The following is a 15411-nucleotide window of genomic DNA, read 5'->3' as shown; positions in this document are numbered from 1 at the left end:
TTTAGGGGTAAAATTTTAATCTATTCCTATGAAAGTCAGAATATTAACCTTAACTTCATTATCTCACTTTATAAACGACGGAAATAGCTGGTTTCTTCCGGTAGCCTTCACATTTCTAATAACGTATCTTAACATATCGAAATTCTTAATTGGAATATTATCCGGTGTATTTTTCTTTGGCATATCCGCATTAGCCTCACCATTAGTTTCTAGAATAGCAGATAAGTTTACTAACTATTCCAGGATAATGGGAATAGGAATACTACTGTGGGGAATTGGACTAATACTATTCGGCTACTCACTACAACTCCACGTCTTGCCATTAACATTTATTTCAGTAGCGATAGCGGGTTTTGCATCAGCATTCTATCATCCAATAGGTGCCGCTGTTTTATCAATTACATACAAGGGAAATGCGGGTATTGCATTGGGTATAAACGGATCAATGGGTAGCCTAGGTAGAGCGATTTACCCAACATTAACATTATCCCTATTTGCAATATTGAATAAGGACATGACCTTAGATGCTTTAATAATAGGCTTAATATCAATAATAGCAGCATTACCATCATTATTCCTAAAGATTACTATTACTAAAGAAGAAGATCCTAAAACACCTTCCCTTTCTAATACGACCAATACCAGAAGTGCACTATTTGTGGTAATCTTACTAACAATTATTGCGCTATTACGAAGTATATTTGGCCAAGGTATCTCACAATTCCTTCCGACATTATTAGTAGAAAATTATGGTTACTCTTATAACGTTAATTTAGGTGAAGTGATTACCATTGCCCTAGCTGCAGCTGTAGTTGGGCAACCGATACTGGGATTTCTATCAGACAGAGTAGGTAGAAGGCTAATTTATGCCATATCGACCTTTGGTGCAGCCATAATGCTACTTCTATTCCTAAGAATACCAAACATTGCCTTACTGTCACTATTTGGATTCTTTAACTTCAGCGCATTTCCATTAATGCTATCAATAGTTGGAGATTTCGTACCTAGAAACTCAGCCAGTTTTGCCAACTCGCTAGTTTGGGGACTAGGAGTTACTGGTGGGGGAGTTATTGGACCAATAGTAGTAGGAGCGATATCTCAGGTTTCAAACTTAGTATTTGCAAGCGAAATAGTAACCATAATGGCTTTCATCGCTGGAGCATTAATAGCATTGATTCCTAGACCTCCAAAGAAAAGTAAGGTACCATTATTTGGGTAAACTTTTTATCCGTAAATCCTCTATAGCTCTTTGTGGCGAGAAGAACAGAAAAGATTCTTGGTGGGATTATAACATTACTAATTTTAAAGACACTTTTAGAAGAGCCAAGACATGGATACGAACTCGAAAAGATAATAAGAGAGAAGTTGAATTATAAACTGCCAGAAGGCTCAATATACGTTATATTGAAAAACTTAGAAAGAAGAGGACTAACAATATCACAAGTTATGAAAAACGATAGAGGACAAGATATAAAGAAGTACTTTATAACTGAAAAAGGCAAAAAATTTTTTCTATCCCACGAGAAACCTCTAATAGCCGTAAGAATGGTATTAGACGAGTTGATAGCAGATATCCAGAAATTAAAGGTTAGAGAGTAAACTCTCCATGAGCTTATCCATCTTCTCCAACAACTCTCCATTCCTTATATTATACTCCCCTCCAACCTTACTTGGCTTTCTATAACCAATCTTAACAATTCCATTCTCGCTCCAGACTAGGAACCTTAACGGTAACTCATAAGCGACATGCCTATTCTCGAGCATTAACAAAGTACCAACCCTAGGGTTTCCAAAATAGATTACGATAGTCGGCTCTAAATTAAGTCCAACCTTTTTTGCGTTCTCAGAGTGGTCAATAATAGCAAAAACTTCAGCACTTGACGATTTTATCCTTTCAATTAATGCCTTAACGCACTCGTTAAAACCAAGCTTACATTCCTTAACGTTTAACACACGTTAGGTTATAACACATTACTTAAAAAGTTTTTCCAAAATTAAATTTTTTCTACATTCAGGGAAAAATCCAAAGATTTTGAACTATGCGTAATATAACCACTGGAAATAACGTCAACGCCGGTCTTAGCGTAATCAACAACATTATCGAGAGTAATCCCACCAGAAGCCTCCAAAATAACCTTACCCCTAAGTTCATTAACTATTGGTATAATCTCGTAAGGTCTCATATTATCTAGTAATATAGCATCAACACCAGCCTTATACGCCCTTATTGCGTCTTCATAAGAAGAAACCTCAACTTCAATAATTTTAGTAAAACTCACCATAGACTTAATCCTCTTAATCAACTCCTCAAGATTTCCGTACAAAGCAATGTGGTTATCCTTAATCAAAACAGCATCAGATAAATTATACCTATGAGGATCACCACCACCCACCTCAATAGCGTACTTTTCGAATAATCTAAAGCCCGGGGTAGTCTTTCTAGTACCAGAAATTCTTACATTAGGATTAACCTCCCTAGCCCTCTTAACCATCAAGTTTGTAATAGTTGCAATACCAGAAAGCTTGCCTAAGAAATTTAAAATAAGCCTCTCAACAGTCAAAATATCAGCCTCGCCCTCAAAAATCAAAGCAACATCACTCTTGTTAATCTCACTAGCGTCTTCCTTCCCGTTTATGTTAGAAAACCCTAAGTACTTTAGGAAAGGAACAATAAACCTATTACCCGCTAAAATTCCAGAATCTTTACACTTGACAACACCCCTTGCCTTTATACCCTCTAAAAATTTAGTAGTAATATCCTCTGGCATTACGTCCTCTTCTAAATAGTCTAAGAGCCTCTTAACGTAAATCCAATCAATCAATTCCTACTCACCATAAAATATATTCTCTTACCGTCTTCCCAACTCTTATTTGAGTAATCCTCTCTATAATGTGTACCTCTGCTTTCCGTTCTTAACAACGCCCCTTTAGCACTTAATAAGCTAACGAGCATAGCGTTATCATTAAGAGTGGTATAAGACTCGTAAATCTTAACTAGCTTGTTCAGTACCTCACCATTTCTCACAATCCCTAAATAATTCCAATTATACTCTCTAATTTCCTCTAAGCTCAGCCCATTATTACCATTTCTTAACTTCACATCAACAATCTCTTTAGCGTCATCAACACTTAATCCCTCCCAATTATCAATATACCTTGCAAGATTCACACCATAAACCAAATCCTCAGCAAGAGAATTACTAGCTAACCTATTTGATCCGTGTAATCCAGTATCGGCAACCTCACCTATTGCATATAAACCATTAATATTACTCTCGCCACGAGTATTAACCCTAATACCGCCTATAGTATAGTGAGCCCCAGGAAAAACTTGCAACTTCTTACCGTACCTTTTTACATAATTACTCAATACTGGAAATTTCTTATCAAAATTTTCAATTGGTGAAAGATCGATATAAACTATATGCCCCTTCTTGTACTGATCATAAATAGCCCTACTTAAAATATCCCTTGGCGCTAATTCACCCTTACTGTGATAATTGAAAGCAAACCTTTCGCTCTTCTCGTTTACTAGGATAGCTCCCTCACCTCTTAGAGTTTCAGTTAATAGATAAGCTTGTCCATCAAACGTTGTAACTGTAGGGTGAAATTGAACAAACTCCATATCAGAAACTAAAGCTCCTGCCCTAAAGGCTATGGCTATACCATCTCCCACGTTCGTACTGGGATTAGAAGTAAATTTAAATAAATAACCATAACCACCAGTAGCCAAAACAATCTTTTTAGCATCGAAACTTCCACTCCTTTCCGTTACGAATCCTACGACCTTGCAATCCTTAACCTTTAAGGCTATCAACTTATCCTCAACGAGATTAATTCCCTCTTTCTTAGCTAAGTCTAAAAAGAAATTAGTTATCTCTCTACCAGTTTCATCAGTCTTATGCAAAACCCTTTTCCTAGAATGCCCACCTTCTAACCTTAAACCCTCATCAAATCTAAAACCCCATCTTTCAATTGTATTAATAACGTGTCGAATCTCTCTTGTAACGTAATCCACAGTTTTAACGTCACATAACCCATCACCTACTTTCAAAGTATCGATCTTGTGAAGCTCTGGAGAATCGTCATTACCAACAGCAGCAATACCACCTTTGGCCCAATAACTTGAACCCCCATCAATTTTCTTTGAAATAACAGTTACTTTGTATCCAGATTTATGTAAGGATATTGCAGCGCTAAGACCCGCTAAGCCACTGCCAAAAATGTAGATCATATTCGAACATATGTTCGGTTAAATAAAAAGTTTATTATTTGCAAAAAGTTTTTATACTAGATCGCTATACGAACACATGTTCGGAAAATGGCAAGAGTGGAAGAATTACTCAGTCAAATAAAGAAGCTAAAAACCGAAAAGAATGCAATAATTTTAGGGCATAATTACATGGAATACGCTGTTCAGTTAGTTTCAGACTTCACTGGAGATTCTTACGATCTGGCGGTTAAGGCAATGAAGACTAGCGCTAGGATTATAGTATTTGCAGGAGTGTACTTCATGGCGGAACAAGCTTCAGCATTAAATCCAGACAAGAAAGTACTCTCACCGGACCCTAATGCGGGGTGTACGTTATCTGACGCGCTTGACGTTAAAACATTACAAGAGTATAAAGAGAGGTATCCTAATGCCCCAGTAGTGCTTTACATAAATACCAGCATTTACGCCAAAGCTCTAGCAGATTACATAGTAACATCTTCAACTGCAGTGAAAGTTGTGCAGAAATTAAACGCAGATACAATACTATTTGGACCAGATGCTAATCTAGCCAATTACGTTCAACAGAAAGTCCCCAACAAGAAGATTATCAAAGTACCGCCAAATGGTAGATGTATAGTACATGCCAACTATACTAAACAACTAGTGGAATTAGCAAGGAAGAAGTATCCTAATGCCTTGTTAATGGCCCATCCGGAGGCACCATTAGAAATTTTGGAAAGCGCAGACTTTGTGGGATCTACCAACCAAATGATACAATTCTCAAAAGAGAGCAAAAGCGAGGAGTTTATCGTTGCAACCGAGATAGGAATGATAAACGCTCTGAAGATTAAGAATCCCAGTAAGAAATTCTACCCCCTTGTAACAACGGAAGCTTGTGCTTGTGCTAGGTGTCCATATATGAATATGATAACCTTAGATAAGGTAAAGAGATCTTTAGAGGAGGAGATATACGAGGTTAAAGTACCAGAGGATATCGCAGAAAAGGCTAAGACGGCATTTGAAAATACTATAAAGTTGTTAGGATTATAGTGAAAAATTAATCTTATTGACTACATAAAAATTTACTCCCTTTTTGCTGTATATAACTTAGATGTTCGTATTTTGAATTTCTAAACTATACGTCTAGTTATCTTGAAAGATAATTATAGTCATATAGTAGATTTAAAGTTTTTAAACATCCATAAATAAATCTAATTAGAACTAAGTTCTAGCTTATGTAACTTTAACTTTTAAAAAAGTTTATTAGACACTATAAACTATATATAATACTGTGTCTCGCTCGGACAAATTCTTCAAAAGGGAAAAAACTAGACGTGGTTTATCCACAACTACAATAGTAGGAATAGTAGTAGCAATAGTAATAATCGTAATAGGAGCTGTTGCTGCGATAACTCTACTAAGTCATAAACCATCACAACAATCAGCTACATCAACATCTCCATCGCAAGTAATTACCATAACCTATTTTGACGATTTATCGCCATCCGAAGCTAACATAACACAGAAAATAATAATTCCGCAATTTGAGAAAACCCATCCTAATATTAAAATTAATTATGTTGATGAAAGTGCTGGCGATATAGTAAAAAGTGTCGAAGAGTTAGTAATGAGTGGTAATGTTGGTCCAGTTATAATAGGTGAAGATAACCTAGTTATAGGCGAATTGCTTAATGGTCATTATTTAATGAACCTAACCCCATATTTAAATCAAATTACTCAGAACGTTAGTCTAATTTCATCGATGCAATCATTAGTCCAGTATGAACAAAAAGTATACCATGGTATTTACTTCATCCCTCTTAGAGCCAATATTCCTCTAGTGTGGTATAATGCAAGTCTATTCAAGCAATTAGGTTTATCTTCTCCACCAGAAAATTGGTCGCAATTGTTACAATATGCAAAGATAATTTATAATAAAACTGGTATAAAACCAATAATGTTCCAAGGAGGTGGTGCAGATAGTACTTATACTGAGCTTTATCAATGGATGGTTCAGGCTGGTGGAAATCCATTCTTATTTAACGACTCCGGTGATATACTGGCATTCGAATATCTATACAATCTCTCACAATATTTCAACCCAGATTACGTTCATGGATATTGGGGAAGCTATGAGGGATTAATTGATGGTAGTTACTATATTATTGATTATCAATGGCCATATATCTATAGCGTTATGGCCAGTGAAGGTGTTAATATGAGCAACATAGGATTCTATCCTGGTCCTACTGGTCCTGTAAACAATGATCACCTAGTAGGTGGCGATGTATTAGCAATACCTAAGGGAGCAACAGACATTAATGCGCTAATAGAATTTGCTAAATTCTTACTATCTCCACAAGTTCAAAGAGAATTTATCATATACCTCTCATGGCCCGCGGTGAACCAGCAAGCTTATCAGAACCTTCCAGGTAATATAAGTTCACTATACAAAGCTGAAGAGGAAGCCTTACAGAACTCATTTTTCAGAGAACCAGTACCGTGGATAACTGTTTGGGGACAGATAGCAGATAATGTGTTTAATCAAATAATCGTAAATCATGCACCATATTCACAAATACCTCAGATATTGAGCCAAGCAAATAAGGAAATGTACCAGTATCTCTTGCAAAACTATAATGCGACAGTAGCACAAGAGTATGAGGAAGGAGTATTTGGACCACTATATGGGTGAGTAAAGTGAAGTTAACCCTTTTTTTATTAATACTTCCTGCATTGGGATACGTAATTGGTTTTGCTTTTTTTCCTACTATTGAAGCCGTTTATTTAAGTTTTCAAGATCCGCATGGGGGTTTCTCTTTATATAATTATAAAGAGCTATCGTATTTTAATTTGTCTGGCGCAATAATTGATACAATTGTAGTTACAATTGGTGCACTAGCAATACAGTTAGCTCTAGGTTTTCTAGTTGCATCAGTTCTTAGTAGAGAATTCTTTGGAAAAAGAGCTTTATCTACAATAACAATAATCCCAATGGGCATTGCAACAGTTGTTGCAGCAGTAACTTTCAGCTTCATTTTTCAAACCTCAGGAGGATACGCTAACGCAATTCTTCATTCTCTCTTTGGTCTTAACGTAAACTGGTACCAATCTTCAATCACGTCGTTATTGGTGGTGATGATTGCGGACAGCTGGAAAAACACACCCATTATAGCCTTAATCTTGTTGGCTGGAATGTCCTCAATACCAAAGGAATTATATTATGCATCTGCAATAGATGGAGCTGGGCCGATTAGGAGATTTTTCTACATAACACTACCAAACCTTAGAAGCTTCATTGGGATATCACTTATTCTAAGGGGAGTGCAAGAATTCAACATATTTGCTTTGCCATTAATACTGATTGGCGAGCATCCCCCTCTTCTCACTACTTTAATATACGATTTGTACACTACAACCTTTCCAGAGGTTGGATTAGCCTTAGCTTCAGCAACGATACTTCTTGGGTTCATCCTAGTATTTTCTGGCATAGTAATCAAACTCTCCGGAGGTAGATAACATGAGATGGTGGACATATTTAGGTGCAATTATAGTAGGAATTTACTTTCTATTTCCACTTTACATTTTAGTACTACTCGCATTTAATTCTCCGAAATATACTGTCTTAGCCAAATTTCCCTCACTGTTACCGGTATCACTAACACTAAATAACCTAATAACAGCATTACAAGGTACAGCATTCATTGATCCGTTCATAAAAAGTCTGGAAACAGCAACATTAGTTGGAATCATTACCATAGCATTAGCTATTCCAGCGGGATATGGTTTAAGTAGACTACCAAGAGCCATATCATATTCCATAATTATCCTTTTACTAGTTACCAATATGATGCCAGCAATAGTAATAGGCATCCCAATAGTAGTTGATTTTCTTAAACTTCACCTTTTTGAATCCGTAATAGGTCTAGCCCTAGCTCAGACACTAATAACACTACCATTAGCTACGTTCATCTTGCAAGGCACATTCTCGTCAATACCTATTGACCTTGAACATCAAGCTAGAGTTGATGGCGCAAATTTATTTAATAGGTTATTTTCGGTTCTCTTGCCACTAGCAGCACCCGGTATAGCGGCAGCATTCTTAATATCATGGATGTTCTCATGGGATGAGTTCACTTATGCAATCCTATTAATCCCTTATCACTCTACACTTCCAGTAACAATATATCAAGATGTAACCAGAGGAAACCTATTAGCAGGGATAGCGTTTTCGCTAATATTTACAATTCCTGTAATAATTTTAACTTTCGCATTGCAAAAATATCTAAGAGGAGAATATCTAGCGGGAGGGATAAAAGGATGACTGTAGAATTAGTAGATATTGTAAAGAAATATGGTAAAAACATTGTAATTAATGGCATAACCGAGAAGATAGAGACTGGAGAGTTTTTTGTAATACTAGGACCAAGTGGAGAAGGGAAATCAACATTATTGAAAATCCTAGCTGGAATTGAAAAATCAGATAAGGGAAAAATTTTAGTAGATGGCGTAGACATTACGGATAAACCTCCAGAGAAGAGAAACGTTGCTATGGTATTTCAAAACTACGCACTATATCCAAACATGTCAGTAAGAGATAATATAGCGTTTCCACTCAAGATGAGGGGAATCAAAAAAGAAGAAATAATGGAAAGAGTAGAAAAAGTGGCGAAACTTTTAGGCATAACAGAAATATTAGATAAAAAAGTAACACAAATCAGTGGAGGGCAACAACAAAGGGTCGCACTGGCTAGGGCAATTGTAAGAAATCCAAACTATTTCCTATTGGATGAACCATTGAGTAATCTAGATGCTAGAGTAAGAACAATAGCTAGGGGAGAATTGAAAAGAATACAAAAAGAATTGAAAGGTACGTTCATTTACGTAACTCACGATCAAAAAGAAGCCTTAAGTCTAGCAGATAGAATTGCTGTACTTCATAAAGGCAAATTTGAACAAGTTAGTGATCCTAAAACACTGTACGAATATCCAAAAACAAAATGGGTAGCGCAATTCGTAGGCGAGTTTCCAATGAATTTCTTACCAGGAGACTTAATGGAAGAAAAAGTACAAGAAATAGGGTTTAGGCCAGAATGGGTAGAAGTAGGAAAAGGTAATCTATCTTGTACAGTAGAATCAGTAGAAGCTTCGGGAGAGTCAAGATATTTAATATGTAATTTCAAAAATAATAATATAACTATCCTATCTCAAGAATTTTATGATGTAGGCCAAGAAGTTAGATTTGAAATAATTAAATACAGAAAGTATAATGATGGACAATTGGTACAAGAATAAAAATAATATTCAGCAGTTATCATATTTTCCCTTAGTAGTACCGAGTCTACGGTACTACCTAGAAAGTTTTTAACATTCTAGGTCATTTTATTAAAAGGTATGAAAAACGAGATCAAGGACTTGGCAAGTAGAGCTAAGACAGAGCTCGTAAACACCATCAATTTCGTAGTAGGAACACTAAGGATGCAAGGACTAACAAAAAAGGTTATCGCGCTAGCCTTAATCGCATTCATAAGCTAGCGTGAAGAACATCTCAGAAACGTTCAACCTAGATTACAACCTACTCAAAGCGTTAGAGGAAGTGGAAAAAGCGTGGACGAACTACTTAGACAAATTAAGAGAACTAATCAAAGGACCAGTAGTGATCATAATCGACGACACGTTCGACCACAAGGAATACGCTAGAGCTAGAAACAGAGCGAGCGGACAAGGAAACTACATCATGTGTCAAGCACACAAGAGATTCGAATCCGGAGTCCAATTACTAACAATCGCAATCTACGATCTGAACACCAAGAAAGCTTACATGATAGGAGCCTTCCCCTACGCTACTAGAGAAATGTACGAATGGTGAAGGAGTTCCAAACCAAGATCCAGATGGCCTCTGCATTAATGAAGCTGAGAGAGAAGTTTCAAGTGATGAGGGTTGTCTTCGACTCTTGGTATTGGTCGAGAGAGTGTCCCGATTGCAAATAATTCAATAAAGCTTGAAGGGGAGAAATATAATATTATATAAAATAAAGCATTAAATACAATTACATCTTTCAATACAGCAAGAGATTAATCCTATATTGTAATAGAAAATAATAGGTTGTGGAGAAAAACAGAATTTCAAACATAGCCTACACTACTCTCGTTTCTCAACGTCCTAACTCTCTGGAACTCGTGACAATACAGACGTGTAGATCATGGCGTTGTAGATCAACGCTATTACGTAAACGAAGAGTTCATCTCCCGGTTTGTCGCGTAGGGTCTCCAATACCTCCTCAAGAAGATCCCGAAAAACTCCACGTACCTTCTGAAACTTGGAAAACCGATCAACCAAGTTGACGATTTGCCTAGAAACCCCCTATCCACCACCTTGTAACCGCTGACAGAGAAGCCGACCTTGTTGTCGGGGAAGTTAGCCATTTCCACTTGAATCTCGTGAACGATCATTGTTGGTGACATGAGAGTGAATACCTTGAAGCCGAAGTTCCTCTTCTTAGCGAATTCTCCCTTGAACCTCACCTTACTATTTAAGTAATGGTAAAGCAGTTTAGCTGCTTGCTTGTAGTTCCTCCTCCTTAATTCAAGTTCGAATTTCTTCTTAAAAGTCTCCTTGTTAGTCTTGAAGGGGACTTCAATGAGGAAGGAGTCTACGGCCCAGAGCTTCCCTACTCTACCGTATAGTGCGCTGCTCGGTAGGTAATTGTTCAGCATGTTCATTCTTGTCTCCAATTCCTTTACGTACTTCTGGAACACGTCCTTTATCTCCATCCTGAGCCTCTTGGCTCTCCTATGGATTTCTGATTTTGGTTCTCCTAGGAACCATCTGACTACGATATCGGTATGGTAGTAGCACCATACGTCCCTGTAGGAGCATGTCCATACTATTAATGCTCTCAGTACGTAGAGGTCGGAGAGACCAGAGAAGTGAACGTGGTTAGTACGTAGTTCATTTTCACAAGAGTTTTATGCTTTGCCGATAAGTATTCTTTGGGAACCGGTGGGGTATAGTATCCTTTCCTGTTTGCTCATGGGAATCAGTATTACACCCTCTCGGTTCCCTTTAAGTATTACTCCACCTTTTGCTTCAAGAGAAAATTCAGAATTTCTCAGCAGTTTATCTTGTATTTTGAATAATTATCTATAAACTTGTACATAGATTTATTGAATTATTTGCGTTTGGGACACTCTCTCAAGTCTGTACGAATCTGGGAAATTTCCTCAGCTTTACATTGTTAAGATCTCTTAATAAATCAGCGTAAGTTCTCAATATTTATATGTTAAGATAAATGTTATTATGAAAAATTATAATAGAAAAATATTGAAAAAACATTATTTATATAACCTATTCCTTTTTAACTATATCTTAACACCTTTAAGACTCCGCTATTTTCTCCGGCTTTTTCTCCCTCTTATAATCGCCTTTATCTTCTAAATTTATTGAAGTGAACTTTTGTAAATCTTCCGTAATGCTACTAAGTTCAACACTCTTATTTTTCCATTCTTGAAGTTTTTCCAGATACGCATACCCTTTACGAGTAGTGTGAAATGTTAATCCATGTAATAAAGAAGATTTCTCTCTTGTAAGTCTCCAAGATATTTCCTGGCTAACTCAAAGCTTAATCTCGCCTTATACATTAAGGGGGTCTTCTTCATAGGACTTCTGCAAGCTGAAAGTATCTCAAGCTCAATATCTAACCTAGACCGCTTATATCTTTGACCTGACATAGGAAATGTATACTCTATAAAGTTTATAAATTTCCGAGTAAAATCTAAACTTAATTTTGTATATTATATATCTAAATTGGCTTCACTTTCTATATGAGTGTGGTCAACAATTTAATTAATTTGAAATTAATCGTATAAGTTGCTTCTATTATAGAAATAAATTGTTTTTATTTAGCGTAATACCTTTTTGGGTGAGCACGGGATTTTTATTGGTGAGCACTTGATGAACAGATGGAATATTCCCGTGCTCACCCAAGTTATTTTAATCCTAATGGAGTATAATATTAATCTTAAGCCAAGATTTCACGTTAGGGAGGAGGTCGCGTTAGGCTTAGCGAGTTATCTAGCTGGCTTATCCTCTTGGAGGACTACGTTACCACACTCCACTTTGCTTTACTATTATAAGAGGCTTGGTAGGGTTAAGTATGTAGTGTCCTTGAGTCTTTACGCTATTGACGAGACTAAGGTTGTTTGCGTTAGGGGTAATTACTATTATGTTTGGATCGTTAGGGATGTTGTGACAAAGGCTATTCCTTTCTTCATGGCTTGAGGAGTGGTTTTCACGTGTTAATAGTCCTAGTTAACATGAGGGGGATTGAGGAGATCGCGAGTAGGTACTTTAAGAGGGTTGATCGAGTGGTTTACTTGCATGATGGTTTACCAGCTTATAATGCATTTGACTGGTTTAATGTTGGGCACAAGTGGGTTACGTTTGGTAGGAGGGATTACGCTGAGCAAGGGTTTAGGACATTAAAGCATAGGCTCTCCTCTATGGACTTTCATTTCCCTTGGAGTTCAAATAGGTTAACGATTACGAGTTGGCTCTCGACCTTCTTCCTAATCTACAACATTCTTTATACTCAAGTGTATTTAGTGGATAGGGGAGTGATAATAAATGCAAATATTTCAAATGCATGAAATTGTTGACCACACTCTTCTATATTGTGAAAAAGTTAGTCTTCTACTTGATCTTTAGTAGTTCCTAATACTTAAAAATATAGATAATAAAACGAAAAAGTTAACATTAAGAATAAATGCCAGATAAAGGAGACCTCATATACCATACATGAAATAATCATATGTGTAATAAAGTCATTAACCAGCTTAAACTCGTCAGTGACCATTTGAGTGAGCTTTTCTCACTGTTTGACACTTCTTATTTTTTTACTGTGTTATCTCAACAATCTCTATAAGATTCAGACTAGAAGCAAGTAAACTACACCGTATACCTTTACAGTTCCTTATTCTGACTTATCACCTTTAAGGGTAACCTCTTTTCTCTCAAATTCCCTAAATCTCACCAAACACCTATTACACCGTTGTCAACAGTTTCAAACAAACCGTGAAGTTCATATCACGATGAAAGAAAAGTCATTAATGATGCATAATCAGATTGTAGATTCGAATCCTCAGACCCTAGTATAGTGATAGAGTACTTCGTGATAAGCTTGGATATTGCATTTTACCCTTAAGTTACCGTAACAGTTAATAACAACTTTATCGTTGATCAGAATATCAATAACAATAGCATAAACAAGATAATATAGTCAAGAGTAAAGACTTCAACTACCCTTCGTTTCTATCCTATCAGCTCTTGGACTTACCTATTCTTCCGGACTGAGCCAAAGAAAAAAGTTAAATCCCAGTAGTAGTTTACTGAAAATGACGTAAAGTATATAATATTTAATTTTTACAATATAAGAAGGGTGTATTTATACTATTTACGCTTAAACTATTTATAATTCTTAAATGTCCTTGAGGAGAATCTATGTTGGTATTTAAGGTTTAAGGAATTTGAGGTAAATTTATGCGAAGTACTATCCCAGATTATAATCTTTCTCCGGCTAGATAGAAAATATAAACAACGTTAGAGCATTCTTTCGAACAATAACTAAAATAACCTTATATAAGGTAAGCAACCTACAAGATTAGTCAAAATATCCGGTCCCCCAGTATTAGCTACTAAGATGAAAGCCACTTTAGTTACCCAGAATCAGATTTACGTAAATATACTTTTTAGTCTAAAAAACTAGAGAAATATTCACGATCTCATTAACTTCTTTTTCCCATAACTTTATTTAAACTCTAGCTTAAAACAATTACCAGATGTTCTAATTGGTCTTTGCTGATAAATGATGACTGCACGTCAAGGAGAAATATAATAAAAACTTGCCCTAGCATTACTTAGTAAATACTTTCTTTAACCAAAATTAACTTCAACAACTTAAGCCTTAAAATATTACAGAATATGCTTTGCGGACTTTCCGAACTTTTTGCTTTAATAATATCATTTCTGTAATTACAAGAAATATAATAGTTAGTAAAAATACAGCACAAATAGGCTTAACTCTTTATTAACGCAATATTAACAATCGCTCCCAACTTCTCAAAATCCTTATCCTTAGTCAAAACAGTTAGCTTCCTATTCATAGCTTGTGATGCAATTAGAATATCTACCAATCCTATCAAACTCCCATTTTCCTTTAACCTCTTATAAATAAGAGAGGCAGTAACACTATCCCTCTTAGTTAAAGAAAGAACTCCATCAAGCGAGGAAATAAAATCCAACACATTCTTATCCTTGCCTAACAGTAGTTCAAAAACAGACAACGAACTCACATAAATCTTATCCGCATCAAACATGATATTCTTGACTACCTCATTACCTCTCATAAACTCAATCAGAGCTGACGTGTCTGCTAAGATCCTCATTCAACATCTCCCTAATTCTCTTAATTTCAACATCCTCACTTAGTATCCCAAAAAACCTCATTAACCTCCTATTCCTAACTTCCTTAGAATCTTCAATCAACTCATCAATAACTTCGCTAAAACTCCTATCCCCCTTTATCTCCACCAACTTCTTATAAACATCATCACGTATCATAATAGTCTTCATACATTCTGTATATAGACTATAGGTTAATAAACTATTCTCCTCGAGAACTATCACATAAGTGAAAACTCTAACAACACCTATAGTAGTAGTTTTCTGAAAATGACGTACAGTATATAATGTTTAATTTTTACAATATAAGAAAGATACTAGTGAGTATAGTAAGTGGCAAAATTACAATTTAATTTTTACAATGTAAGAAGGGTGTATTTATACTCTATCTATTTACAATTACTTAAATCTCCTTGAAGAGAATCTGTCTTAGTGTTTAAGGTTTAAGGAATTTGAGGTAAATTCACGCAAAGTACTATAAATATCTCCTTTAGATTCATTTATATCCTCTCTTGGAATAATTTACAAAATAATCTCATATCACATTATAGCAAATGAAAACATGCCTAAGATAGACCAAACGAGTTAATATCTTTTAATTATTCTCTCCTAATTTAGAAAACTATCTATTATACCGACGATAAAATATAGTTATATAATAATAGGATCGAACTAATATAATAAAGTTTTCAGACACCTAAAAACAGCCTAAGAAACTGCACTACCTTAAATTATTAAC

Annotated in this window: 14 protein-coding genes and 3 pseudogenes; 10 read left to right on the top strand and 7 right to left on the bottom strand. The window is 35.8% G+C overall.

What is annotated here, in order from left to right:
* Window positions 1–28 precede the first annotated feature (28 nt).
* Window positions 29–1219 (top strand): MFS transporter, encoded by a 1191-nt coding sequence (locus GFS03_RS06940; RefSeq protein ID WP_153423133.1) that lies wholly within the window; start codon window positions 29–31, stop codon window positions 1217–1219.
* 32 nt (window positions 1220–1251) lie between these two features.
* A complete protein-coding gene (locus GFS03_RS06935) occupies window positions 1252–1599 on the top strand; it encodes a PadR family transcriptional regulator (RefSeq protein ID WP_153423132.1) in 348 nt (115 codons plus the stop codon).
* Here GFS03_RS06935 and GFS03_RS06930 read toward each other — a convergent pair.
* The 3 genes from GFS03_RS06930 to GFS03_RS06920 are packed head-to-tail and all read right to left on the bottom strand — an operon-like array spanning window position 1582 to window position 4234.
* Window positions 1582–1953 carry a DUF302 domain-containing protein gene (locus GFS03_RS06930; RefSeq protein WP_153423131.1) on the bottom strand — a complete coding sequence of 124 codons (372 nt, stop codon included), beginning with the start codon at window positions 1951–1953 and terminating at the stop codon, window positions 1582–1584. The genes GFS03_RS06935 and GFS03_RS06930 overlap by 18 nt on opposite strands.
* Before the next feature lie 41 nt (window positions 1954–1994).
* A complete protein-coding gene (nadC, locus tag GFS03_RS06925; RefSeq protein ID WP_153423130.1) occupies window positions 1995–2822 on the bottom strand; it encodes a carboxylating nicotinate-nucleotide diphosphorylase in 828 nt (275 codons plus the stop codon).
* Window positions 2819–4234, bottom strand: coding sequence for an L-aspartate oxidase (locus GFS03_RS06920; RefSeq protein WP_153423129.1), 1416 nt, complete (start codon window positions 4232–4234; stop codon window positions 2819–2821). Before GFS03_RS06920 ends, nadC begins: the two co-directional genes overlap by 4 nt.
* An 87-nt stretch (window positions 4235–4321) precedes the next feature.
* Here GFS03_RS06920 and nadA point away from each other — a divergent pair, with 87 nt between their 5' ends.
* The 7 genes and pseudogenes from nadA to GFS03_RS13570 all read left to right on the top strand — a co-directional run bounded on the left by nadA (window position 4322) and on the right by GFS03_RS13570 (window position 10204).
* Complete coding sequence (gene nadA, locus GFS03_RS06915; RefSeq protein WP_153423128.1) at window positions 4322–5263, top strand: quinolinate synthase NadA; 942 nt, start codon at window positions 4322–4324, stop codon at window positions 5261–5263.
* A 241-nt stretch (window positions 5264–5504) separates the two neighbouring features.
* Complete coding sequence (locus GFS03_RS06910) at window positions 5505–6908, top strand: ABC transporter substrate-binding protein (RefSeq protein WP_153423127.1); 1404 nt, start codon at window positions 5505–5507, stop codon at window positions 6906–6908.
* A gap of 5 nt (window positions 6909–6913) precedes the next feature.
* Window positions 6914–7732 carry a carbohydrate ABC transporter permease gene (locus tag GFS03_RS06905; protein ID WP_153423126.1) on the top strand — a complete coding sequence of 273 codons (819 nt, stop codon included), beginning with the start codon at window positions 6914–6916 and terminating at the stop codon, window positions 7730–7732.
* Window position 7733: 1 nt separating this feature from the next.
* A complete protein-coding gene (locus GFS03_RS06900; protein ID WP_153423125.1) occupies window positions 7734–8537 on the top strand; it encodes a carbohydrate ABC transporter permease in 804 nt (267 codons plus the stop codon).
* Window positions 8534–9508: an ABC transporter ATP-binding protein gene (locus GFS03_RS06895; protein WP_153423124.1), complete on the top strand. Its 975-nt coding sequence runs from the start codon at window positions 8534–8536 to the stop codon at window positions 9506–9508. Before GFS03_RS06900 ends, GFS03_RS06895 begins: the two co-directional genes overlap by 4 nt.
* Before the next feature lie 99 nt (window positions 9509–9607).
* Complete coding sequence (locus GFS03_RS06890) at window positions 9608–9748, top strand: hypothetical protein (RefSeq protein ID WP_153423123.1); 141 nt, start codon at window positions 9608–9610, stop codon at window positions 9746–9748.
* A 1-nt stretch (window position 9749) separates the two neighbouring features.
* Window positions 9750–10204, top strand: a pseudogene (locus tag GFS03_RS13570) (hypothetical protein).
* 172 nt (window positions 10205–10376) lie between these two features.
* Here GFS03_RS13570 and GFS03_RS06875 read toward each other — a convergent pair.
* Window positions 10377–11229: pseudogene (locus GFS03_RS06875) on the bottom strand (IS5/IS1182 family transposase); the annotation flags it as partial.
* A gap of 538 nt (window positions 11230–11767) precedes the next feature.
* On the bottom strand, window positions 11768–11944 hold the full coding sequence (locus tag GFS03_RS06870) for a winged helix-turn-helix domain-containing protein (RefSeq protein ID WP_153423120.1): 177 nt from the start codon (window positions 11942–11944) through the stop codon (window positions 11768–11770).
* Window positions 11945–12156: 212 nt separating this feature from the next.
* Between GFS03_RS06870 and GFS03_RS06865 the strand changes: the two are divergent.
* Window positions 12157–12862, top strand: a pseudogene (locus GFS03_RS06865) (IS6 family transposase).
* Between the two features lie 1425 nt (window positions 12863–14287).
* Here GFS03_RS06865 and GFS03_RS06860 read toward each other — a convergent pair.
* Window positions 14288–14656, bottom strand: coding sequence for a type II toxin-antitoxin system VapC family toxin (locus tag GFS03_RS06860; protein WP_153423119.1), 369 nt, complete (start codon window positions 14654–14656; stop codon window positions 14288–14290).
* Complete coding sequence (locus GFS03_RS06855; protein ID WP_153423118.1) at window positions 14622–14843, bottom strand: antitoxin VapB family protein; 222 nt, start codon at window positions 14841–14843, stop codon at window positions 14622–14624. The genes GFS03_RS06860 and GFS03_RS06855 overlap by 35 nt, the downstream gene beginning before the upstream one ends.
* Between the last annotated feature and the right edge of the window lie 568 nt (window positions 14844–15411).

It is taken from the genome of Sulfolobus sp. E5-1-F (assembly GCF_009601705.1).
Taxonomy (GTDB): domain Archaea; phylum Thermoproteota; class Thermoprotei_A; order Sulfolobales; family Sulfolobaceae; genus Saccharolobus.
Note: the sequence above shows the minus strand (reverse complement) of the source record. Positions and strands in the feature narration are given on the sequence as shown.

What these genes read in the sequence shown, in the direction of transcription:
- GFS03_RS06900 (WP_153423125.1), top strand. Translation starts at nt 7,734, where the DNA reads ATGAGATGGTGGACATATTTAGGTGCAATTATAGTAGGAATTTACTTT.
- GFS03_RS06940 (WP_153423133.1), top strand. Translation starts at nt 29, where the DNA reads ATGAAAGTCAGAATATTAACCTTAACTTCATTATCTCACTTTATAAAC.
- GFS03_RS06860 (WP_153423119.1), bottom strand. Translation starts at nt 14,656, where the DNA reads ATGAGGATCTTAGCAGACACGTCAGCTCTGATTGAGTTTATGAGAGGT.
- GFS03_RS06920 (WP_153423129.1), bottom strand. Translation starts at nt 4,234, where the DNA reads ATGATCTACATTTTTGGCAGTGGCTTAGCGGGTCTTAGCGCTGCAATA.
- GFS03_RS06895 (WP_153423124.1), top strand. Translation starts at nt 8,534, where the DNA reads ATGACTGTAGAATTAGTAGATATTGTAAAGAAATATGGTAAAAACATT.
- GFS03_RS06870 (WP_153423120.1), bottom strand. Translation starts at nt 11,944, where the DNA reads ATGTCAGGTCAAAGATATAAGCGGTCTAGGTTAGATATTGAGCTTGAG.
- GFS03_RS06890 (WP_153423123.1), top strand. Translation starts at nt 9,608, where the DNA reads ATGAAAAACGAGATCAAGGACTTGGCAAGTAGAGCTAAGACAGAGCTC.
- nadA (WP_153423128.1), top strand. Translation starts at nt 4,322, where the DNA reads ATGGCAAGAGTGGAAGAATTACTCAGTCAAATAAAGAAGCTAAAAACC.
- GFS03_RS06855 (WP_153423118.1), bottom strand. Translation starts at nt 14,843, where the DNA reads ATGAAGACTATTATGATACGTGATGATGTTTATAAGAAGTTGGTGGAG.